Source organism: Nocardia barduliensis (assembly GCF_013315795.1).
Taxonomy (GTDB): domain Bacteria; phylum Actinomycetota; class Actinomycetes; order Mycobacteriales; family Mycobacteriaceae; genus Nocardia; species Nocardia barduliensis.
Genome location: NZ_JABLTE010000072.1, coordinates 1 through 22,848 on the forward strand (window position 1 = coordinate 1; position 22,848 = coordinate 22,848).

The window sequence follows — 22,848 nt, forward strand, 5'->3', positions numbered from 1 at the left end:
GTTCCCGGAGGGGTCAGGGGTGGATCACGTGCTCGGCTCACTTGTGGCCCCGGCGGGTGCCGGGATCGGCTGAGACACGGGGCCGTTGGCGATGTCCTCGGTGAGCCGGGCCAGGACGTCGGAGATCGCCCAGTGTGCGGTGCTGCGGTGGTCGCCGTCGTACTCGCGCCAGTCGACATGGGTGCCGCGCTGCCGGTAGGCAATCAGAGCCTTTCGTCCGGCGCGGACGGGCACGATCAGATCGAGTTCCCCGTGGTAGAGATGCAGGGGCACATCAATTTTCCCGTGTGCGAGGGTCTCCAGGGCGAGGACCCTTCTCCACCAGTGGTCGTTCCACGGGTCGGGTTCGCGGCACCAGTGCGCGAGGGGCTCTGGGAACCGTTGCAGCAGTTCCAGGGCGGTGAGGTGGCGGGCCTCGGCGGCAGCGACGAGACCGTCCTCGTTGAGCACGTGCCGCAGGGGCAGGTGGTCGTAGGCGCGAGCCAGGCCGATCAGCCCGGCGAACGCGAGCCCCGCGAGACCGGTGTGGGTGCCCCGGCTGACCAGCGGAGCCAGTACCGCGAGGTCGGAGGCGACTGCTCCGGCCGCGACGCCACGCAGGTCGATCTCGGGGGCGTACCAGGGCTGCAGCTCCCCCGCCACCGCCGCGACACGGCCACCGTCGGCGTATCCCCAGGCCACCACCGGCGCGACCGCGACCCCGAGGTCCGCGCCCCGATACACCGCTCGCGCGAGGTCCAGCACGCTCCGGGCTCCGGCGCGGGCGGCGAGGAAGGTGTGCGGGCCGCCTCCGGTGATGCCCAGGCCCTCTCCGTCGGGGATTGCCACCACCCACCCTCGCCGCAACGCGGCCTCGATACCGGTGGTGTCGGGTTCGGCGCCGATTGCCAGCAGTTGCGACGGCGCGCAGACCCCGCCGAGGCCGCGAAATTCCGGGCAGTACACCAGGATCGCGGTCGCGCCGGGGGCTGCGATGGTCTCGGGGATCAGCACGATCCCCGAGGCCGCGATGGTTTCGGAGTGGGCGTTGGCCGTGGCGTAGACGACCTGCCACGCCCCCCGCGCCTCCCTCAGCTGCGCGACGAACACCGGTCGTGTGCGCACGAGGTCTCCGGGGCGGTAGCCGTCGAGGGTCGTGACGTGGTAGAAGTCGTTGCTGCTGGTGGTCATTGGTAGCTCCCGGCGAGGTCGTGGGCGAGTGCGGTCAGCCATGCGATGCCGCTGGCGAGTTGCCCGGCTGCGGCGTAGCCGGTGTGGCGGCCGTGTATGTCGGCGTAGCGAAGCCACACCGCCGGATCGAGCAGGTCGGCGTTGTCGCCGACCAGCTGGCCCCATGCGGCGGACAACTGCCCGGCCAGCTTCGGCAACTGCCCGACCGGGTCGGAGGCCACCACCCCGGTGATCTGTCCCCACCGCGCCGTCGCGGCAGCCGTCTGGTCCGGACCGGGTCGTGGAGTACGGGGGTCGGAGGCGTCGGTAAGCCGGTCGGCCAAGCTCGCCGCGGGCACGTAATCGACGACGCCGGGCCCGATTCGGAAGTCGTTGTTCACCACGGTGGTCCACGCGTCACCAAGCACACCCGACAGCAGCGCCTGGATTGAGCCGAGCGCGGCCACCGGATCACGCAGATCCGCCTGGGCAGCGACCTGCGCGGCCACCCGCAACAGGGCGGCGCGATCGGGTGCCGAGCAACTCAAGTCACCCTCGACACAGATATCGGCGACCCGCCCGGTCAACGCCCCGTACTCGACACCCTCGCCGGTGGCGATGCCGCCGCCGGAGGCGGGCGCGGTGGTGATCGCCACACCCGACACCGCCGCCCCAGAAGTGCCGGGAGCGGGGTCAGGGGTGAGTTGGCCGGGGCGGCCGGGGATCACCGGCGATCCCGGGGCGCGATCGGGGTCGGAGTACAAGGCGATGCCTGCCACCCGCTCGGCCGCGACGGGTCCCTCGCCCGCGCCGACAGCTCGCGCGAACTCCGATACCACCTGCGCACCTTGGGAATATCCGACCACGGCCAGGGCGGTGCCGGGGCAGTCGGCGGCGATCCGGTCGGCGGTGGCCGTGAGTGCGGCCAGGCCCTCGCCCACGGAGACCGCGTAGGAGTCGGGGCCGCCGCCGGTGCCCACCGCGCCACCGAACCCGGCGGGATAGGCGATGTAGGTGCGCTGCACCAGATCCGGGACAGTGGCCGCTACCGGGCCGAGCAGGAATCCGAGCATGCCGGTGTCGGCGGTCTCGGAGGCTTCCGGCGAGGACTCGCCGGTGCCTTGTACCCCGAGGACCCACAGCACGGGGCAGCCCGGCCCGGACGGGGACGGTTGCGCCGACACCGAGCCGGGCGTGCTCAGCGCGCTCGTGCAGGCTGCCAGGACGGTGGCGGTGAGGAGACGGAGACCGGTCACGGCTGGCCCACCCCCACTCCGGCACCGAAGCCCGCGCCCACCGTGCCACCGACCAGCGCGCCGACCACGGCGGCGGGAACTCCGGCCACGATCGCGCCCGCGACAGCGCCCGCTGCCGCGCCCAGCGCGGTACCGGCCACACCGGAGGTGATCGTGCCGATGACCGGCACGGTCACCACGGTGCCCAGTGCGGCCCCGGCGATACCGCCGATCGTGCCACCGGCCAGCCCGCCCGCGACCGCGCCCGCTGCCGCCGCCGGGGTCCCCGCCAGCGCGCCTCCGATCGCACCACCGGCTCCCGCCCGGCGATCGTTGAACCGGCCACCCGATCAGAGCGTCCCGCCGGGATCCCGATCGAGTCCAGGAACGTCGCGGCCTGCGCTTCGGCGTTCGCGGCGGTGGTGTTGATGCCGTCGCGGATCTCCGGGGGCAGCCAGTCCGGTGACGGGGTCTCCCACTGGCCGACGCGGATCGTGTCCGGCGGCGGCTGGATCGGCGCGACTGGAGGCACTGGTTCGGGTGAGTGCAGCTCGATCACCTGCACCGGCGGTGCGGGAGCAGGTGGAGGCGCCGGGCGCCGGGCCGGGCCGTTGCGGATCTCGGGCGCCTGTTGCGGATACACAGCGGCCTCGGGCGGCGGTTCCGGGCTGGACCGGGGCGGTGACTCCGGGCTGGTCGGCGATCGGATCCAGCGTCACAGCACTGGCTTGCGGCGCGACCAGCATCATCACCACCGGCACAGCGCCGACAGTCAATATGTGGCGACCCCACAGCAGCCGACTCCCGTACGCGAGGGATGTATTCCCGTTTTCGGGCACGACAAATAACCCTTTCGATCGAATGAGAAAGGAGAGGAAAAGGATCAGAAAATGCGCGTGACAACGCGCGAGAAGCGACGGATTCCCCGGCTGCCGACCGCAGCCGGGGACCCGTCGCCGTATTCCTCATTTCAGAGGAATGGCATGGCTGATCAGACGAACGACAGGACCAGGCTCAACGCCTGCGAGGCGACCGACAGGACATTCGAGACCAGCGAAGCGCCTGCGTCGAGCAGCGACAGGATGGTGTAAGGGTCCACAGTTATTCCTTTACCGGAGGAGGTGCAGTTGCCCCACCATCACAGCCCCGAAAACCACTGCCGCGCCACCCCTTCGAGAGGTAAAGAATGTGCTACCACAACCATTACCCCTCCAGCCGCACATAGCGACCTGCGTCGATGCAAGAAAGGGGTAACGCGAGTATCAGTAGAGAAACTAGAGAGATGTCCCGAACGCGCGGATCATCCCGGCACGCGAGCACAGCAATACGCCGCGCCTGCCGCGCGGATGCCTATGGCTATCTGTCGGCTAGCTCACGGAGAATAATATTTGCCGGGGATGATCTTTCTCTGGTAGGAACGAATCGAGTCGGGGGAAGTGAACCCTTCAACGTACCCCACGTGGAAGGAAGTACGAAAGACCGTAGTAGGAGGGGCTTTACGTGACCCGGACAACGAACCCGGCCCGCCATCCACGACGACGCCGCCAGCAGGACCGCACCTGCTCGTCTTGTTCGGAGATACCCGACCTCGGTGGCTGGGCACGCCGGATCCGCGAGCGCCACAAGCTCCCGCGCCCGCGCGCCGCCGACCGCCTCCACATCAGCAAACACATGCTCAAAAAGATCGAACACAACCAGGCGACGCCCTCGCCAGCGGTTTTGAGCCACCTCGTCACCGCCTACGACCTCGATCGCGCGCAGGAACGCTACATCCGCGACCTCGCCCGGCCCCCGGTCACTCTGCCGCCGATCGCGGAACTACGCACCCGCACCGACACTCCCGAGCACCGGGCGACACTGATCAATCTCGACCGCCGCGAGGTCGCCGGCGCCTACCTCGATCCGCTGTGGAATGTGGTCCTCGCCAACGAACGGTTCACCGCGAGCTTGCCCGGCATCGAAGGATTCCGCGACAACGTCGCCTTGTGGTTCTTTCACCCCGGCTCCACCACGCCCACCGCCGAACCCGTCCTCGTGCACTGGGACAGCGCCGCCGCCTACCTGGTCGCGACCCTGCGAGGCGCCCTCGGACGCCACCGCGACACCCCGCACGCCCTCACCCTCATCCACGACCTTCGCGGCGCGGCCACCTTCCGCGAGAGGTGGGACACCAGCGACGCGGTCGCCTACGGCCGCCGCCCCGAGGAACCAATCCACCTGCGCGACCCCACCACCGGCGAGCCGTACTCCGCACACATTCACCTCGGCTACGCCTCGAGTTCCCACGACATCCGATTCTGCGTGTACTACCGCCAGCCCTACAGCGGACCAGCACTGCTCTGACCGACCCCCGAACAGGAGTACCGAATGACAGGCAATTCCCCCGACCGCCACCAGCACGCCGAATCGGCACCTCGTCGTTCGCGCACCAGGGAAACCGCCCACCCGCTACCCCCGCACAGACAGGAAAGATGAAATGCACCAAGCCCCGCCACTCGACGGGATGCCCGACTTCCACGACTCGCTGGAATGGCTGCGCCACCGCGATCACCTGACCCGCGAGTCCGCCGCCCAACAAGCCGGTTTCAGCAGCTCCTACCTCAACAAGCTCATCCGGGATCGGACCTACCCCGGCCCTGGCGTCTTCGCCAAACTGGCCGACGCCTTCGACCTCGACCCCGCACAGCGACGACACCTACACGAACTGTGGAAACCCTCCGACAACCTGCCACCCGCCCAGCAGCTACGCCAGCACCTCACCGTCCTAGGCATCCAAACCCACCTCGACCACCTCGATAACCGCCAAGCCCTCGCCGTCTACCTCGACCCCCTCCGAACCGTGCTGCACGGCAACCGGACATTCCACCGCATGGTGCCCAGCATCGCCGAGGCCGACAACAACTACTTCCAATGGATGTTCTCCCCCTCCGCCCGCAACCGCATTCACAACTGGGACAACGAAGCCCGCTACACCGCCACCATCCTGCGCGGAACCCTCGGTCGATACCGCGACCTCCCCCGAGCACGAACCCTGTTCCGGAAACTGCGGACCACCCCCGAATTCCCCCGCATCTGGGAAGCCACACCCATGCAAGTCACCTACGACCGCCCCCGCCCGACACCGATCCACATACGTACACCCGGCACCGACAAGCCCCTCTCCCTCAACCTCGAGATCAGCGACTACCCCGACTGCCCCCACGTCCTCCTCGCCTACGGCCTCTACGACACCTCAGCCATCGCCCGCTAACGGCTGCACCATCTGTCAGGCACCGGTGGCGGCGAGATATTCATCGAGTTCTCGTACTACCGGCGCGTCTGGTGCGACCGTTTTGAGGGCGAGCCGGGTTGTTTGGACCTCGGTCGCCAGGCGGGGTGATCCGTAGGCTGTGGCGACGGTGCTGGTGGCGCGGGTGATGCGTGCGGACTCCTCGATCTCCCCGGCCTGGCACAGTGCGGCGGCGAGCCCGATATCGGCGAATCCTCGCGAGAGGGCGTAGGCCGGGTCGATGAGGTCGACACAGTGACGCGCCGCGGTGACCGCTGGCTGTCGATCACCCAGTTTGACCAGGCATTCCGACCGGAATCCGTGGTGTATCGCCGGATCGAACACATAGGCCGGCAGAGTCGCCTCTGCGCTGTCGATGAGGTCGTTGGCTTCATCCAGTGCGCTGCGGCATTGGCGGGCGTCGCCTCGTTCGGCGTGGGCCTCGGCGGCCATGTCCAGCGCGTAGGCGGTCAGCAGTCGGTCTCGGGATTGAGTGGCCCACCAGCGGGCGGCGGCGGCGTGGTCGACTCCGAGCCCGGGTTGCCCGTCTCGGGTCGCAGCGAGGGAGGCGTTGCACAGTACGAGCGCGGTGAGCGCCGGGTCGGCGGCGGCGTCGGCCGCTGTCCGGGCGACCTCGTAGTGGGCGGCTGCTGCGCGCGTGTCGCCGGAGTCGTATGCCTGCCAGCCGATCACGCGCGCCAGCGAGGCGCGGACGGCGTGGAGGCGGGGTTTGAGTTTGGAGGGACAGTCCGGGAGCAGGGTTTCGACAAGTTCGGCCTGTCCGCGCCGGATCGCGGCCACAGCGCGGGGGCCGAAGGACTCGTACTGCTGGGCGGTGACCTCGCAGACGGCTTCGAGTTGTTCGATGGCGGCTTGGTCGACCTTGCCACCGAGGGCGTATCCGAGGCGGCTTCGTGATGCTTCGTCGAGTCCGGCCAGCACGGCGGCGGCGGGCAACGTCCCGGCCGCGCCGAGGAAGGCCAGCAGTTCACGTCGGTTCATATCGATCCACGCCTTCAGGTCGAGGGGAAGCTGGTGCAGGTCGACCGCCGCCGAGAAGGCGGGATCGACCGCGAACTGGTGAGCGGTATGGGCGTCGAAGGCGGTCAGTAGTGCTCCACCGGCTCGGACTGCCGCGTCGGCGGCGATCCAGAACCGGCGCTCGGGTACTGCCCGACCGGCTTCGACATGCGCGATATAGGAGCGGTCGACCCGGCATTGCTTGGCCACGACCAGCTGGGTCAGTCCCGCGTCACGGCGGGCTTGGGCCAGCATCGCACCTAACGTCGGTCGCCCTGTCTCGAGCATGTCCCCACCCAGCTCTCAACCTTGTCTTGTTGTTTCGTCCACGATAGGCGCGATGGTCCCCGATGGTGAGGCTTTGTGACAGCGGCCTGTGATCACTGTGGTCACACACGAATTCACCGATGACATGGGTGGTGCCCACTCCCACCCGATGAAGGAGGACTCGTGAGTACCGTCCTTGTCACCGGAGCCGCCGGATATGTCGGCTCCGTCCTGGTTCCCGAACTACTCGAGCACGGACACACCGTGATCGCGCTCGACACGTTCCCGCACGGCCCCGTCCTCGACCCGCACCCCGGTCTGCACGTCGAAACCGGCGACATGCGCAGCATTGCAGCGGATCTGCTCACCGGGGTCGACACCGTTATCGCGCTGGCGGCGGTGTCCAACGATCCCGCCGGACAACTCGACCCGTCCTGGACGGGCGCGGTCAACCGCGACGGCACAGTGCGCCTGGCGATGCTGGCGCGCGAACAGGGGGTGCGTCGCTTCGTCCACGCCTCCACGGCTGCGGTGTATGGTGCGGCCGACGTTGTCCTGGACGAGGATTCGCCGCTGGCACCGCAGTCGGAGTACTCGCGCAGCAAGCAGGCTGCCGAGCAGGCACTGTCGCAGCTGGCGACCGATGGGTTCCGGCCGATCTCGCTGCGGATCAGCACGCTGTTCGGTGTATCGCCGAGGATGCGGATCGATCTGGCCGTACACGCAATGGTGCACCGGGGCCTCACCGAGGGTGTGGTGCGGGTGGATGGGGACGGCGCCCAATGGCGGCCGATGCTGCATGTGCGTGACGCAGCGCAGGCGTACCTGCGTTGTGTCGAGCAGTCGGATACCGGGTGGCCTGCCGCACCGGTGTGGAACGTGGTCGGGGAGAACATCCGCGTTCGCACGCTGGCTCGTACGGTGGCCGGTGAACTCAGCGGCGTGAGTGTCGAGTTCACCGGTGGCCCACCCGACACCCGCAACTACCGCCTCGACGGGGAGGCTTTCGCCGCCGCGACCGGATTCGTGGCCACGCAGTCGATCGTGGCCGGGATACGGGAGGTCCGCGACTGGTTCCGCACCGACCCGGCCCGCTTGGATCACGCGGCCACCGACAGTTCGTTCTCCACCGCGGCGAGTCTGCGCCGCCAGCTCGTCGTCCCGGCCATCGACGGCGGTATGCCGATCCGGCTGCGCCCCCTGCCGTTCGCTCTGCCCTCGTTCGGTCCCGACGAGGAACACGAAGTGCTGGCGACGCTACGTTCGGGGTGGCTTGCGACCGGGCCTCGCGCCAAGCGCTTCGAGGAGATGGTGGCCGAGTACGTCGGCGCCCGCCACGCTGTGGCGACCAACTCCTGCACCGGCGCATTGCACACCGCGCTCGTCGCCGCGGGCATCGGTGCGGGCGATGAGGTGATCACTTCCCCGATCACCTGGCCCGCGACCGGCAACGTCATCGTCCACGCCGGGGCGGTGCCGGTGTTCGCCGACATCGACCCCGACACGCTGATGGTGACCCCGGAGACGATCGCGACAGCGATCACACCCCGTACGCGGGCGATCATGCCGGTACACATCGGCGGTCAACCCTGCGACATCGCCGGAATCTCCGCGCTAGCAGCAGAACACGGGCTACTGGTGATCGAGGACGCCGCCCACGCCCTGGGCGCGGAACAGGACGGTCGGCGTATCGGATCGTGGTCGCCGATGACCTGCTTCAGCTTCTACGCGACAAAGAACGTCTCTTGCGGCGAGGGCGGAATGCTGGTCACCGATGACGACGATCTGGCCGAGAAAGCCAGGATGCTGGTCATGCACGGCATCTCCCGTGATGCGTGGAAACGGTACTCGGTCAACGGTTCTCCGCATTGGCAGCAGTACATGGCCGGATTCAAGTACCACATGCCCGACCTGTCGGCGGCGCTTGGTATCCACCAGCTGCCGAAGCTCGATGAGTTCATTCGGACCCGTGCGGCGTATGCCGACCGCTACGACGCGATGTTCGCCGGACTGGAGTCGGTGCGGCCGCTGCGCCGCCGCACGGGTGTGCGGCATGCGCACCATCTCTACATCGTGGATCTGGATCTGGATCGGTTGAGCATCGACCGGGACGAGTTCGTCGCGGCGTTGCGTGAGGAGGGCATCAGCACCGGCATTCACTTCATCGCGCTCAACCAGCAGCCGTACTATCGGCGCGAGCACGGGATGGCGGCCGAGACAGCATCCCTGGCCAGCCAGGTGTCCGACCGTATTCTGAGTCTGCCGCTCTATCCCGCGATGAGCGAGACCGACGTCGATGATGTCGCCACGGCGGTCCGCAAGCTCGCTATCGCCTACCAGCGCTGAAAGGAACCTGATGGCGAAGAAGGAAGGCACGCAGATCATCTTGGTCAACCCGCGTAACGAGGTCTTGATGTACCTGCGCGACGACAAACCCGACATTCTCTACCCGAACCAGTGGAGTCTGCTCGGCGGGATGATCGAGCCGGGAGAAACACCCGAAGAGACCATTGTCCGCGAGATCGAGGAGGAAATCGGTATCCAGCTCGACCCGTCGGCCGTGCACTACCTGTGCACACGAGACCTCGACTTCGGGATCGAGCACACCTTCACAACGGACGTCGATTTCGAGATCGAGGACGTGACGCTCACCGAGGGCCAGGGCCTGCGGTGGTTCAGCGAAGCCGATGTCGCGACGACCGAGTTGGCGTACGCCGACAACGCGATCCTGGAAACCTTCTTCGGGTCACTGGAGACAAGCTCGCGGTAGCCTCTGTCGTCCGGATCGAGGGTTGAGCCCTCGATCCGGACGGACCCGGAGAAGTGGCGTGTCTGGACTTCGGCCGTCCGTCAGACCAGCAAAGCTGTGGTTCGTAGGCCGCGACCTCGTCCATAGCTACGCGGCCAGGAGGTTGAACTCTCCAGCGTGAACTCCCCGGATGAACGCGGTCCATTCATCCGGGGTGAAATCCAATTCGGCAGCTGTGTCGGGGATAGGGGCTACCTCAACGCCACAGGATTGACTGCATGTGGAACCGCCACGCAGGCGCCGGTACATCATAAGCTTTGCAGGGTGGCGATTCGTGCGGCGATAACTGGAAGGATTCCTGGGAGTCGCGGATCGACGCCATCACCTTCGTGGAGGATTCGGTGTATCTCTCGGTTAACTTTGGAGAGCGCTTCAATGAGTGAGTGCAACAGATATCCGGCGTGCGGTTCGAGTTCGATAAGATTCTGGAGCTTTGCGAGGCCGTCATCGATGCTTCCTGTGCGAAGTTGGACGACGATATCGAGCGAGTCGAGGCCAATGCGGGTATCGGGATCGGCGTCGGCACGCAGCGATGGTATGAGTCTGCCGAGATCCTCGAATTTTCGCGCGTTATAGAGTTCATTGATAAGAGCATTCCGCGCGGCTGGGCGTGTATCTGGCCAAGGGTCTGCGTCGATGATCCTTTGCAGGATTTCGTTCGGTACGCGCAGCACTTCGGCCGACTGATAATCAGCCGTACGGGTCAACCAAATTCGAAGCTCTCCAGCGTAGGTATAGCCGAGATCTTGGTAGGCTCGGCGTGAATCGGCGATCACGGCTTCGATCCCCCGCACCGCCAGGACTGCCACAGCGGCAAGGACGTCGGGTGACACCTGCATGAACGACAGATCGTGAATTATGTTGGTGAGAATCGGAACGGCCATTGCGTTCGCCGCCGGTTCGGCACCGACGACGCTCAAGGTGGCGGCAGCCGCGCGCGCGAAGTGGATGGAGCGGTCGTAGCGTCTTCTGCTCGCATGGCAAGTGCTGAGTTCGGCTTGCAGTAACGCCTTGGTGTAGGAGTAAGACCGTTGTCCCTGTGGGCCGTAGGAGTGAAGCGGCTCGTGCGCATCAACGATGGCGAGGAGCGCTTCCGCATGAATGCGAATTTGGTCTGTGCCGAGAAAATCACTGCCAACGCGCAGCGACCCCAGCCATCCTCTCAAGAAATGCATCAACACAGTCGAGTCCGCCTGTAGCTGTCCCGGCGGAAGGGATCGCAATCGTGATGTCTGCAAGATCTGGTGGATCAGCGGGTGGACGGCAATGGTCTCATCCGTGGGGCTCTGGTTTTCACCGGTGCGCAGTGTCCGTCGCGCGATTGACTGCGTTCGGAGGGTCGCGACGACCCCTCGCCGAAGTACCGGATCCGCCTCGGATGGCATCGGAGCCTCGGCGACGTCCATCTTGATCGTCGGCACCGACGCCTGCAACATGAGGTTCAGGGGGATCTGTTCCGGGGCGAGCAATGATCCCATCTCGAGTACCGCGCGGGCACTTGTGCCGTGTCCGGTCGGGCCGTCAGTTGCCAGCGTAGCGACGGCATGCTGCACCGCTTTGAAGGCCGTCCGATTGAAGCCAGGCGGAATCGACAAGGTGTCGTCGAGCGCGGCGAGATCTGCGAAGTATTGCGGCGCTAGTTCACCAACCGAACCTTGAGCATTCTTGAAATATATTCCGGCCATACTTACGGCAAGCGGAATATTCCCGAGGGACTCGACTATCCCGGCTACGACATGATCATCCACTTCGTTCTCTCGGAGACCAGCGTACGCTCGGAAACAAAATTCGGCCTCCACCGATGTGAAGCCCTTGATCTCGATAACCGTCGAGTCAGGCCACCATCCGGTTTCATTGACGCTGGCGATCAGGATGACACCGTGGCCTCGCGTCGGAAGATACCTTTCGATGTCGCCCCTACCAGCAGCTCCATCGAACACAAGAAGCCACGGCCCTGGATGCCGGCCTAAAAGGCCGGTGAAGACCGGAGCGATATCGCCATCAGACACCGGGGCACCATTGGTCAATTGGAGCACAAGATCGCGGATCTGAGTCTCGAGATAGGCGGAGTCTCGGCAGTCGAGCCAGCACATAAATGCGAAAGACACTGCGTCGAGGTGACAGTAGTCGGACGCAACGACCGATTTCCCAGATCCGGTGTGACCAGCCAAAACAATCCGAGACGGCAGACGAGAAGAGTCCTCGGGAAATTCACTCTTGATCTCGGCAAGGTAGGCAAGACGCGGAACTGTGGAGGCGTAGTGGGGAACCCCGGACAGCGGCAGTCCCCAATCGAAGCCGCCCGCGATCTTGGCAATCCGCGCATCAGGCAGCGCGAGCAGCTCTACGACTTCGAGTGCGTCGATACGATACGGTGAATCCGATGCCGCCGCGTCGAAAATTCTCTCCAAAAGTATCGGCACCAGCAAATCACACGTAATCTCTCCTAGGCTGAGCTGGCGGTCTCTGCGAAACTCTCGGATCAGCGCGCTGATCGACTCTCTAACCTCACGGCGACTCCTGCAGTCCACCGTAATTGTGGGATGGAGATCAGGCTCCGACACGCCGATGAGTGCCGCCGACCATTCGTAGGACACGACACCAGCACGCGGTGATCGACGGTTGTCTACCGTGACGTCGTCGGCCAGCGTCGGTGACAGTGGTTTGTTCGTATACAGCGCGAAATCCTGCGCATTGTGGACAGCGAGTCTCTGCAAGACTTCCCGTGCCGCAGCGGGCGTGAGCGGATTCTCGGCCGGATTCAAAGACGATTTCACCTGATAGTGGTGGGTAGCGATTCCATCGGTCAGGAATCCGAAGTCGACAATGTCGTCGACCGCACCACTCGCAGCGACCACCAGAGGTTCTACCTCGAGCGCCACCCGCGGCAAGAGGTCCAGGTTGTCCCGCAAGTACAGCAGGAACTGCTCGATGGTCGCCATGTATTGATACTTCAGGCCGAACGCAGCGATTGTGCCCCCACCAGCAGCCATCGACACCACCTACTCCAGCTCTCGCCCCAACGTTCGGACTCAACCGCCAAGCTCGGACAGCGGACGCCCCACGCTTTGTTGCTAAGGAGTACATTCTGCCTCGGATTCGCTGTCCACCTGCCCTTCTCACGAACATCCGGTACAACCACATCGACTGGATGCGCCCGTTCTCTGCCGAGACCGCCCGAAATGCGACAATCGGCCGAACGCTACCCATCCCAGCGTTGCACGCCCACCACGGACAGACATGACGGACAGGCAGTTCCTCGACTCGTCCGTGTGCCATCTACCCCTACGGCCCCAAACACGTAGGCCACCGCACCACGTCCCCCTCACCCAAGGGCAAAATCCGCTTCTATCACCAACTGACCGCAGCAAGTCCCCAGTTCGCGTGCGTTCCCATCTTCGATGCGCCCCGCCGAAGACACAGCATGCACGCGGGTTAGGCATTGTCTCCTTTCGAGTCGTTGTCCGCCGGCCCCGGTCGGGTACGCACGCATACTCGTAGGGTTACCCGGTAGGGGTACAGTGAACCGACAAGGAGACCAAGGAGGCCGTCGATGACCGTGGACAGTTACTTCGACCGAGCAGGCGCTCGAATTGCGTACCAGTTCAGCGGTTTCGGTTCGCCGGTCGGCTACGCCCACGGGGTCCCCCTCAGCCGCGCGGCGGTCCGTCGGCTCGGTTTGTTCGACTTCGATGCGTTGGGTGCGGGGCGGCGTCTGCTTGCCTACGATCAGCGCGGGCACGGCAAATCCACGGGACGACCGATCGCCGAGGACTATCGGTTCGAGAACTTCACGGCGGATCTGATCGCATTGCTGGACGCAGTCGGAGTAAGCGAGCCGATGGACTTCGCGGGGTCTTCGCTGGGATCCGACTGCGCTCTCCGCGCGGCCATCCTCGCGCCACAGCGGTTTCGTCGACTTGCGCTGCTGATTCCGCCAGTCTCCTGGGAGCGTGGGCCCGAACGCGCAACTCAGTGGTACTTCGACACGGCAGAGGACATCGAGAGGCTGGGCGCTCCAGCGTGGCGGCAGAAGTTGGCCCACGCTGATCCGCTGCCGATCTTCGCCGGATACCCTCGGTTCGATCTCACCCCTGATGTACCCGATGAGTTGTTACCCGCGATCCTGTGCGGCGTCGGTATGTCCGAGCTGCCTGCGCCCGAGGAGATAGCTACAGTTCAGCAGCCCACCATAATCCTTGCCTGGGATACCGATCCGTTGCATCCGGTGTCTACCTCGGAGCGGCTGCATGAGTTGATACCCAACTCGTCACTGCATGTGGCGCGGTCGGTGGACGACATTCAAACCTGGACCGACCGCGTCGTCGAGTTCTTCGCAGGCTGAGACACAGGTCAACTGCGCGGGCGCGCGTCGGCGATCAGCGGTGCAGTGAACCGCGAGACCTTCGGCAACGACCGTTACGACGCCGGTTCGCGCACCATGGCAGTCCAGGGCGTATTCCATCGCCGACCGGGCCCGCTGCCGCCCGATACGCGGCCGCGTGCGGTGGTTACAGCCGGGCTGGGAGTTCGTCCGCAGCCCGAGCGGACCCGTATCCGACTGGTGCCACGAATTCCCGAGGATCGGGCTGGCCTGAATCGGTCCGTCAGATTCTTTAGGAGTGCCGAGAATTCGGTCTCGCGAGGACACGGATCAACAGACTGCGGATCGGCGTGCGGTCACGCCGTCGACGGGCGAGACGCGCTGCCGACCGGTCTCCGAGCGCGAGACCGGTCGGCAGCGCAGGTGAGGATCAGCCCTGGGTCAACAGGGTCTGCATCTGTTGAATCTCAGCTTGCTGGTCGGCGATGATGCGCTGGGCCAGCGCTTTGGCGTCAGGGTTGGCGCCCTGGGCCAGTTCGGTCTGAGCCATCTGGATCGCGCCTTGGTGATGTTCGATCATCATGGTCAACCACATCCGGTCGAACTCGGCACCGGTGGCTGCCTGCAGCTGCGCCATCTGCTCGGCGGTCATCATGCCGGGCATCGGGGTCAAGCCGTGATCCATACCGGGCATCGAGGTAGAACCGTGATCCATACCGGGCATCGAGGTGGTGGACGTACTGGCCGCGGCGCCCCAGGCCCGCAGCCAGCTGTTCATGGTGTCGATCTCCGGGCCTTGCGCCTGCTGGATGCGGGCGGCGAGGTCGCGGATCGCGGAATTGGCGGCGCGGCCTTGCGCCAGCTCGGCCATCTCCACGGCCTGAGTGTGATGAGGGATCATGTCCTGGGCGAAGCGAATGTCGGCCTCGTTGCGCTGACCTGTGGCCGCTGTGCCGCTGGGGCCGGCGGGCGCTGTGGTCGGTGAGGCGCTCGCAGACATCGAGGACATGTCGTGGTCGCCGGAGTCGTCGCTACAGCCGGTCAGCACGACGGCCGCGGCCAGGATCGCCAACGCGGTTCCGGTCGAAGTTCGGGTGGTCATGGTGCGCTCCTAGTGAGTCTGGAAGTGATGGGTGTGGTCGGGCAGCGCCGCGACCCGGATCGGTCCGGGTCCGGCGGGCGTCGATCACAGCCGCAACACGCACAAACAGGCCAGGCGTCTCGATGTCGGCAGAGGAGGCGGACGGGCGAAGGCCATTGGGTACTCGGTACTGCCACCGACTCTTGCCCGGCGCAACGGGTGGCTGCCCAGCGCGATCAGCATCAACGCGAACCCGGCCGCGGCCAGGAGCACAGCCAGGCACAAATGCAGCAGGTGCCCGCTATCGTGGCCGACCGGGGTGTCGTGACCATCAGGGGCGATCAGCAGCTGCGGACAGCGTTGATGGCAGGATCGGTGCGTCGCTACAACCGCTTCGTCAACGGCGCGAGCAGCGTGGGAGATGGGGGCAGCATGATCGTTGCGGTGGATGTGTGCCGATGGCCCCGCGAGGTGGTGCATGCCTGCAACGGCCACCGCCAGTATGGCCAGCAGCAGCGAACGCCGGAGCGTCCGAGCAGATGCGAGCTGCACGAACGCCAATCTAGCAGCCGCGCCGGTTGCGGTGGGACCCATCTCGCTCGCCACGAGCCGGCCCCGCATGCGAAATGACCCACCCTTCGGGGCGGGCCATTCCGCATGCGGGGCCGAATTGAAACTTCTACACGGTCTCGGGCACGGATTCCGGCGCGGGGCTGCGCATCGTGAGCGCGGTTAGACCGGCCCCCGCCAGGGCGATGAAGGCCGCGCCTTGGAATGCCGCAGCGAAACCGTCGGTGAGTTCAGGCAGGTCTCCGGTCTGGTCCGCGCCGAATGCCGTGGCGACGGCGGTCATCGCGGCCAGTCCGATGGCTGATCCCACCTGGTAACTGACGTTGACGATGCCGGAGGCCACTCCGCCTTCTTCGGGACGTGCCGCGGAGATGGCGGTACCCAAGGACGGTATGAAGGCCAGTGACATGCCGCCAGCGGCCACCAGCGACGCGGGAAGCACGTCGACCCAGAAGTTGCCTGTGGGTCGGACCAGCGACATGATCCCCAGGCCGAGGCCGAGTACTGCCAGGCCGGTGACGATCATCGGCTTGGCGCCGAAGCGCTGCATCGCCCGCGGCGCGAGCACCACCATGCCGAGCATGATCAGCGTGGTCATCGGCAGCAGCGCCGCGCCGGAGGGGAACGCGCTGTAGCCGAGCACCTGCTGCAGGTACAGGTTGAGGAAGAACCACATCGGCACCCACGCCGCCCCGAGCAGCAGCTGAGCCGCGTTGGCGGCGGCGAGATTCGGCGCACGGAAGATCCCGAGCCGCATCAGTGGTTCGCGACGGCGCGATTGGACGACGACGAAGCCGATGAGCAGCCCGGCCGCGGCGGCCAGCGCCGCCCAGGTCTGGCCCGAGCCCCAACCGACCTCCGGCGCGCGCACGATCGCGTACACGGCGGCACCGAGACCCGCGGTGACAGTCACCGCGCCGAGAAGATCCATCGACCCCGACCGGCCCGGAGCGCTGGGCATCAGGGCAGGGACCGCGATCAGGGCGAGGACGGCAATCGGGATGTTGATGTAGAAGACCCACGGCCAGTCGAGGTACTCGGTGATGACTCCACCGAGGAATACGCCTGCTGTGCCACCTGCCGGAGCCGCGGCGCCGTAGATGGCCAGCGCCTTGGTCAATTCGCGGGGTGTGGAGCCGAACAGCATCATCAGCAGCGTCAGAGCGGAGGGCGCGATCAGTGCGGCACCTGCGCCTTGGACGGCTCGGCCCGCGAGTTCGGTGCCGACATTGCCCGCGGCGCCGGCGAGCACGGAGCCGATCAGCAGCACCAGCCAGCCCGCACCGAAGACCCGGCGGGCACCGAGTAGGTCAGACAAGCGCCCACCCAGCAGCAGCAAGCCGCCGAAGGCGACCACATAGGCGTTGAACACCCACGTCAGATTCTCCGGAGAGAACCCGAGATCGGCCTGCATCTTCGGCAGCGCGATGCCGATGATCGAGGTGTCCATGATGACCATGAACTGGGCGGCGGCAATAACCGCCAGCGCCGACCACTTGCGCGTGGCCGGCGACGTCTGTGTCGACATTTCGAATCCCGTCCTTACCTATATCGGTGATCTGGCGGCATACCATACCCCCCTAGGGTATATATCCGTCAAGCCCTCGGGCGAACGGAGTTCGAAGCCACGCGGGGCGGGGGTGACAGCCGGGAAAGGCTGGGCATGCGCGAAGGCTGGATTGATACCAGACCTGAGCACCCCCTCGGGCCGAGTCGTTCCACCTACCCAGGGCCACCGACTCCGACAGGGACGCCGTCGATCGAGAGTCGGCGGCCGAGCGGCGAAATGATGCGATCGCGGTCGCTGACACGAAGGCAGGGCCCTTGCCGCGGAATCCTCCCGGCGTGACCCACCCCATAAGGCGAGGACTTGCCACATACCCCCATGGGGTATATGTTTCGAGTCGTCCGAACGAACAAGGCCCAGAGAGGTTCGAACGATGAGCATCGAGACGCACGCCGCGCATCACACCCACCATCACGCACCTGCCCACCACGCGGGGCACAGCGAGCGGACCGGCCACAGCGAACACGGGGGCGGCGCGCCGGGCGGGCTACAGATCACCCAGGACGGATACACCCTGGACCTCGACACCGAGATCGTCCGCCCCGGCGAATTCGACTTCACCTTCCGGATCCTCGGTCCGGATCAGCGTGCGGTCACAGATTTCGACGAGATCCACGACAAGAAGCTGCACTTGATCGTCGCGCGGCGGGAGCTGACCGGCTTCTGGCACGTTCATCCCGAACTCGCGGCGGACGGCACCTGGTCGGTGCGGCTGAATCTTCCCGACGCGGGCGCCTACCGCGTCTTCACCGACATCGCGCCGAGCGCCTTCGGCCGGACCATCACCCTCGGCGCCGACCTCGCCGTCACGGGGGCCTACGAGCCACAGCCGGTCCCGCAGCCGACCCGGCTGGTCACGGTGGACGACTATGACATCGCGCTGGCGGGCGAACTCGCCCCCGGCGAGGGGCGGCTGCTCACCCTCACCGTGCGCAAGAACGGTGAACCCGTCACCGACCTCCAGCCCTATCTCGCCGCTTTCGGACATCTCGTGGTGCTGCGCGCGGGCGATCTGGCCTACGTGCACGTGCACCCCAACGGCGCCCCCGGCGACGGAGTGACCGCCCCCGGACCCGACATCACCTTCCACACCGTCGTCCCCGGCCCCGGAACCTACCGGCTGTTCCTCGACTTCAAGCACGGCGATGCGGTCCGCACCGCGGCCTTCACCCTGCCCGCCACCGCCCACCGGCACTGAACGACCACCGCGAAGGAGAAGTCATGTGTGCCCGCTGGTGTCCCAGAACCCGTGACCCCCCGTACGACTCCACTCCTTGGAAGGAAGTGTTCGGCGATGCGACAGTCGATGATCACCTCACTGTTCACCCACCGCGACTACCTGCGCCTGTTCACCGCCCAGGTCTCAGCCCTGTTCGGCACCGGATTGACCACCGTGGCGCTGGGACTGCTCGCCTATGAACTCGCCGGTGCCGACGCGGCCGCAGTGCTCGGCACCGCACTGACCATCAAGATGATGGTTTACGTCACGGTAGCGCCGATCGTGGCCGCCTACGCCCACCGTTTCCCGCGTAGGGGCTTCATGGTAAGCCTCAACGTGATTCGCGCCGCAGTGGTGCTGGCGCTGCCGTTCATCGATCAGGTCTGGCAGATTTACGTGCTGATCGCGGTCCTGCAGACCGCCTCCGCCGCGTACACCCCGACCTACCAGGCGGTGATTCCCGACATCCTGCCCGACGAACGCCAATACACCCGCGCCCTGTCAGCCGCGCAACTCGCCGCGACGATGGAAACTCTGCTCAGCCCGATGCTCGCCGCAGCGGCACTGACCCTGATCAGCTTCCACTGGCTGTTCGTCGGCACCGCCATCGGATTCGCGGTCTCGGCCGTCCTGGTGCTCACCACCCGCATCCCCGACACCGGCGCGACCGCCCAAGGCTCGTTCCGGGATCGCATCGTGATCGGTATGCGGATTTTCGCAGCCACTCCCCGGCTGCGCGGACTACTCGGTCTCAACCTGGTGATCGCGGCAGCAGGTTCGGTGATCATGGTGAACACCGTCAACTACGTGCGTGACACCCTCGGCGGCACTCAGTCCGGAGTTGCGATGCTGTTAGCCGCCAACGGGTTGGGCACCATGATCGTCGCACTGGCGCTGCCGCGGGTCCTCGACGGCCTCGACGCCCGGCCGGTGATGTTGGCCGGCGCCGCCACCCTCATCGCCGGACTCGCGGGGGCCATCGCACTGTCGACCGCTGACACGGGGCAATGGCGATGGGCCGCCGCGATCGCGGTGTGGAGCCTCGTCGGTGCGGGCACCGCGGCGGTGCTCACACCGACCGGCCAGGTCCTGCGGCGCTCGTCGCAGCCGGCCGACCGGCCCGCCCTCTTCGCTGCCCAGTTCTCGCTGTCGCACGTCGCCTGGTTGATCACCTACCCCATCGCTGGGTGGCTGACCACCGCCGCCGGTCTCACCACCACCTGGGTGACGCTGGCTGTGCTCGCCGTCGCTGGAATCATCGTGGCAGTACGGATGTGGCCGCGTAACGATCCGGCAGAGCTGACGCACCTGCACGAACTCGGCACCATCGACCCCGCCCGCCTGGTCGGCGCCGTCCAGGTGAGCGAGCGCCTCTACCAGCACACCCATCCTTTCGTCATCGATGCCGAGCACCGGCGCTGGCCTACCCAGACGACACGGCAACCCGCCATGGCAGGACGGTGAAATGGCATAGCCCGCTCTCTTATTGCGAGCTCGGGCATCGATCAACTCTCCAGGCCGCCATCCTTTGCATACATAGCGTATCGTGAATAGACACTATGTCTCCAAAAATCGCGAAGGTGACACTACAGAGGACACGACGATGTTCACTTCCACGCCCGACTCACACCTCCCGTACCCCGGCTCGCGACGCCCGACCGGACCCGACGACCTGTACTCCACTCCTCCGCCCTGGGATATCGGGCGGCCTCAGCCCGCCTTCCTCACCCTTGCCGATGCAGGCGAGATCCGAGGGCGGGTGCTCGATATCGGATGCGGTACCGGCGAACACGCCTTGTTGGCAGCAGCTCGCGGGCACGAGGCGGTCGGTGTCGACCAATCAGCTCAGGCCATCGCACTGGCGGAGCAGAAGGCCCGTGACCGCGGCCTGAGCGCACAGTTCGTGCGTCATGACGCCTTCCGGCTCACCGAACTCGGGGAAACCTTCGACACCGTGCTCGACTGCGGATTGTTCCACCTCTTCGCCCCCGAGGCCCGCGCCGACTACGTTGCCGGCCTCGCCAGCGCCCTCCGTGCCGGCGGGCGCTACTTCATGCTCGGCTTCAGCGATCGCCAACCCGGCGACTGGGGCCCCCACCGGCTGAGCCGCAGCGACATCCAGGCCGCATTTCGCGAGGGCTGGCGGGTCGAATCGATCGAGCAGTCCACGATCGAGATCCTGCCGGATCCACATGGCGTCCGGGCATGGCTGGCTACGATCACCAGGATGGACATCGAGGGCGCCGATCGAGACCCGCATTCGGACTGACAACGGACAGATACCTCCGAAGTGATCCCGCAACATACCGCTGGGCATGTTCGGAAAGAGACCATCGGCCGCACATGCGCGGCGGGAGCCCTGCCCTGCGCCGTACGGTGTCGTGGCGGGCCCGACTGGTCCCTGCAGATAGTTCTCCTTGCAGAGACGGATGGCTATAGTCGTGATGTGACACGCCACGGAGTGCGAGGGCGGACTGTTCGCGCGGTCCTCGCGGTACTCATTGTCGGCGGTCTGCTGGGACTGGGCTCCAGCCATTGCCAAATTCTCAAAGCCAGGCATCTAGCCCAGGCACATTCCGCATCGGCGGGCACAGCGTCCTCTTCCGACATGGTCATCGTCGCGGCGTCGACGGTTGAGATCGCTACCGGCTCTCTTGCGCATTCACACCCCCGCGACAGTGAAGCGAAGCATGTCGCTGGACATCTCAAGGTCAAGTCGGTGACACCGCGGACGGAGAAGTCGGCAACAGCTCCATCCGCAACGGTCCCGATTCTGACTGACTTGGTAGCAGTAGTGGCCGCGACGATACGAGCTCCGCCACCACCAGAATCGGCTATCGCCGATAGCCGCGACATTCTGACCCGATTCTGCATTTCCCGACGCTGACAGGTCAGCGACAAGCCGACGAATCACGTCGGCCGGTGTCCGCTGCCCTGATCATCGTCCGCCGCCCAGCTCCGGCGGCCCACCCAGAATCGAATTCACATGAAACGGTCGACGATAAATGACGCCGAGGTAATCCATCCCATCTTTGCCCGCTCCCCGGTGAAGCTGCTCCACCGGGCGAACTTCGCCCCTGCGGGCCTGGTCGGAAACACCCCGATGCTGTGGGTAGCCGAACCGCTCGCCGCCTCCAGACGGGGGTTCTGGACCGAACTCGAAGGCGCCGACCCAGGTGGCAACAAGACCCGTTCCGTCTTGCATCTGATCGAGCAAGCCGAGATCCGCGAGGATTTGCGCCACTCCTGGACGCGCCCCACGGTCGTCGCCCCTGGCGGTGAGGTCGCCATTCCGTTCGGCGCTGGCTTCCGCAGCTCCGACCGGCCCGCCGGACAGGAGTCCGCAGAATGAGTATCGCGGCGTGTCTGCTGCTCTACGGATTCACCGTCGCGGTCCTGGCACCGCAAGTCTTCGAGCATCTCACCGACGGACGCCTTACCCCGCGGCAGGCGTTGTTCGCCTGGTTGACCGCGATCGGCTCGGTAGCGGCTTCCTTGGCGCTGGCGCTTGTCGTCCTGATCATCGATCTGCTGAGCGACCTCGCCCACCCCGGGCACATGCAGATGCTGCATACTTGCTTCTCTCAACTGCACGACGCGGCCACCGGCCGATACGGCGTGCTCGTGCAGGGTGGGTTGCTGACGCTGACCGTGTTCGCAGCGACAGCCGCCGCCGTAGGTGGCGGGCGGTTGGTGTGGACATTGCTGCGAGCACGCAGCACCACGCACGACCATGCGCGCAAGGTGCGCATGGTGGGCCGCCACAACGCGGAGTTGGACGCGGTCGTGCTCGACCTTGCCGAACCAGCCGCCTACTGCGCGGCAGGTAAGCCCCACACGGTCGTCGTCACCACTGCACTGGTGGCAGCACTCGAGGAGCGCCATCTCGCGGCCGTACTGGCACACGAACGCGCCCACCTCGCGGGGCGGCACCACCTACTACTGGCGGTGACGCGAGGGCTGGCAACCGGCTTTCCCTGGTTTCGTATCTTCACCGTCGGCGCCACCGAGGTCGCTCGTCTGCTCGAGATGTGTGCCGACGACAGCGCGGCCCGCGCCTACGGCCCCGACACAGTGCGGGAGGCTTTGCAGATGTTGGCCGCATCCGCTACCGAGCCGACGGGAGCGCTCGCGGCGACCGGCGACAGCCTGGCCAGACGGGTGGCACGGCTCACGGCGCCCGCCCGAGACACGCAGCGCTCCCGCCGCCGATTTGGGGCTGCGGCCGCCCTCGTCACGATCGTCCCTTTGATGGCAACCATCGTGGCCGCCGTAGGTATCGCCATGTGCGCCCAGATGCCGATTTGATGGGCGGTTCGGACGGCGGGCGCACAGCCTG

20 protein-coding genes are annotated in these 22,848 nt (G+C 66.1%); 11 read left to right on the forward strand and 9 right to left on the reverse strand.

Translation table 11 applies throughout. From position 1 onward, the window contains the following. Positions 1 to 24: 24 nt before the first annotated feature. From HOV91_RS26260 to HOV91_RS26275, 4 genes are read right to left on the reverse strand one after another with little or no spacing between them, the layout of a single operon-like run. Entirely contained in the window at positions 25 to 1,170 is a 1,146-nt protein-coding gene (locus HOV91_RS26260; RefSeq protein ID WP_174188038.1) for a lipase family protein, read from the reverse strand. Continuing rightward, the gene (locus tag HOV91_RS26265) at positions 1,167 to 2,405 is read right to left on the reverse strand and encodes a cutinase family protein (RefSeq protein WP_174188039.1); all 1,239 of its coding nucleotides are present in this window, start codon (positions 2,403 to 2,405) and stop codon (positions 1,167 to 1,169) included. Before HOV91_RS26265 ends, HOV91_RS26260 begins: the two co-directional genes overlap by 4 nt. Then, positions 2,402 to 2,584, reverse strand: coding sequence for a hypothetical protein (locus HOV91_RS26270; protein ID WP_174188040.1), 183 nt, complete (start codon positions 2,582 to 2,584; stop codon positions 2,402 to 2,404). Before HOV91_RS26270 ends, HOV91_RS26265 begins: the two co-directional genes overlap by 4 nt. Then, on the reverse strand, positions 2,578 to 3,027 hold the full coding sequence (locus tag HOV91_RS26275) for a hypothetical protein (RefSeq protein ID WP_174188041.1): 450 nt from the start codon (positions 3,025 to 3,027) through the stop codon (positions 2,578 to 2,580). The genes HOV91_RS26270 and HOV91_RS26275 overlap by 7 nt, the downstream gene beginning before the upstream one ends. Positions 3,028 to 3,884: 857 nt before the next feature. On the opposite strand from HOV91_RS26275, the gene HOV91_RS40870 reads away from it, so the two are divergent. Continuing rightward, a complete protein-coding gene (locus HOV91_RS40870; RefSeq protein ID WP_174188042.1) occupies positions 3,885 to 4,727 on the forward strand; it encodes a helix-turn-helix domain-containing protein in 843 nt (280 codons plus the stop codon). A 133-nt stretch (positions 4,728 to 4,860) separates the two neighbouring features. After that, positions 4,861 to 5,634: a helix-turn-helix domain-containing protein gene (locus tag HOV91_RS26285; RefSeq protein ID WP_174188043.1), complete on the forward strand. Its 774-nt coding sequence runs from the start codon at positions 4,861 to 4,863 to the stop codon at positions 5,632 to 5,634. 15 nt (positions 5,635 to 5,649) lie between these two features. Here the strand turns inward: HOV91_RS26285 and HOV91_RS26290 are convergent, their stop codons facing one another. Further along, positions 5,650 to 6,927 carry a helix-turn-helix domain-containing protein gene (locus HOV91_RS26290; RefSeq protein ID WP_174188044.1) on the reverse strand — a complete coding sequence of 426 codons (1,278 nt, stop codon included), beginning with the start codon at positions 6,925 to 6,927 and terminating at the stop codon, positions 5,650 to 5,652. Between the two features lie 195 nt (positions 6,928 to 7,122). Between HOV91_RS26290 and HOV91_RS40875 the strand changes: the two genes are divergently transcribed. Beyond that, positions 7,123 to 9,285, forward strand: coding sequence for an aminotransferase class I/II-fold pyridoxal phosphate-dependent enzyme (locus HOV91_RS40875; RefSeq protein ID WP_174188045.1), 2,163 nt, complete (start codon positions 7,123 to 7,125; stop codon positions 9,283 to 9,285). Between the two features lie 10 nt (positions 9,286 to 9,295). After that, positions 9,296 to 9,709, forward strand: a complete 414-nt coding sequence (locus HOV91_RS26300; RefSeq protein WP_174188046.1) for an NUDIX hydrolase — start codon at positions 9,296 to 9,298, stop codon at positions 9,707 to 9,709. Positions 9,710 to 9,996: 287 nt separating this feature from the next. Here HOV91_RS26300 and HOV91_RS26305 read toward each other — a convergent pair whose 3' ends face one another. Further along, a complete protein-coding gene (locus HOV91_RS26305) occupies positions 9,997 to 12,741 on the reverse strand; it encodes a tetratricopeptide repeat-containing protein (RefSeq protein WP_174188047.1) in 2,745 nt (914 codons plus the stop codon). A 560-nt stretch (positions 12,742 to 13,301) separates the two neighbouring features. Between HOV91_RS26305 and HOV91_RS26310 the strand changes: the two genes are divergently transcribed. Beyond that, the gene (locus HOV91_RS26310) at positions 13,302 to 14,093 is read left to right on the forward strand and encodes an alpha/beta fold hydrolase (protein ID WP_174188048.1); all 792 of its coding nucleotides are present in this window, start codon (positions 13,302 to 13,304) and stop codon (positions 14,091 to 14,093) included. Between the two features lie 409 nt (positions 14,094 to 14,502). Here HOV91_RS26310 and HOV91_RS26315 read toward each other — a convergent pair whose 3' ends face one another. From HOV91_RS26315 to HOV91_RS26325, 3 genes are all read right to left on the reverse strand, one after another. Then, on the reverse strand, positions 14,503 to 15,174 hold the full coding sequence (locus HOV91_RS26315; RefSeq protein ID WP_174188049.1) for a DUF305 domain-containing protein: 672 nt from the start codon (positions 15,172 to 15,174) through the stop codon (positions 14,503 to 14,505). 84 nt (positions 15,175 to 15,258) lie between these two features. Continuing rightward, a complete protein-coding gene (locus tag HOV91_RS26320; protein WP_217441175.1) occupies positions 15,259 to 15,705 on the reverse strand; it encodes a hypothetical protein in 447 nt (148 codons plus the stop codon). 127 nt (positions 15,706 to 15,832) lie between these two features. Next, entirely contained in the window at positions 15,833 to 17,251 is a 1,419-nt protein-coding gene (locus HOV91_RS26325) for an MFS transporter (RefSeq protein ID WP_174188050.1), read from the reverse strand. Between the two features lie 412 nt (positions 17,252 to 17,663). Between HOV91_RS26325 and HOV91_RS26330 the strand changes: the two genes are divergently transcribed. From HOV91_RS26330 to HOV91_RS26350, 6 genes are all read left to right on the forward strand, one after another. Then, on the forward strand, positions 17,664 to 18,488 hold the full coding sequence (locus HOV91_RS26330) for a DUF8832 domain-containing protein (RefSeq protein ID WP_246350876.1): 825 nt from the start codon (positions 17,664 to 17,666) through the stop codon (positions 18,486 to 18,488). 108 nt (positions 18,489 to 18,596) lie between these two features. Continuing rightward, positions 18,597 to 19,973, forward strand: coding sequence for an MFS transporter (locus tag HOV91_RS26335; protein WP_217441178.1), 1,377 nt, complete (start codon positions 18,597 to 18,599; stop codon positions 19,971 to 19,973). 139 nt (positions 19,974 to 20,112) lie between these two features. Beyond that, on the forward strand, positions 20,113 to 20,778 hold the full coding sequence (locus HOV91_RS26340; protein ID WP_174188051.1) for a class I SAM-dependent methyltransferase: 666 nt from the start codon (positions 20,113 to 20,115) through the stop codon (positions 20,776 to 20,778). A 192-nt stretch (positions 20,779 to 20,970) separates the two neighbouring features. Continuing rightward, positions 20,971 to 21,396, forward strand: coding sequence for a putative copper homeostasis (lipo)protein LpqS (gene lpqS, locus HOV91_RS41320; RefSeq protein WP_498072317.1), 426 nt, complete (start codon positions 20,971 to 20,973; stop codon positions 21,394 to 21,396). A gap of 99 nt (positions 21,397 to 21,495) precedes the next feature. Further along, positions 21,496 to 21,861, forward strand: a complete 366-nt coding sequence (locus HOV91_RS26345) for a hypothetical protein (RefSeq protein ID WP_174188052.1) — start codon at positions 21,496 to 21,498, stop codon at positions 21,859 to 21,861. After that, on the forward strand, positions 21,858 to 22,817 hold the full coding sequence (locus tag HOV91_RS26350; RefSeq protein WP_174188053.1) for a M56 family metallopeptidase: 960 nt from the start codon (positions 21,858 to 21,860) through the stop codon (positions 22,815 to 22,817). Before HOV91_RS26345 ends, HOV91_RS26350 begins: the two co-directional genes overlap by 4 nt. Positions 22,818 to 22,848: the final 31 nt, after the last annotated feature.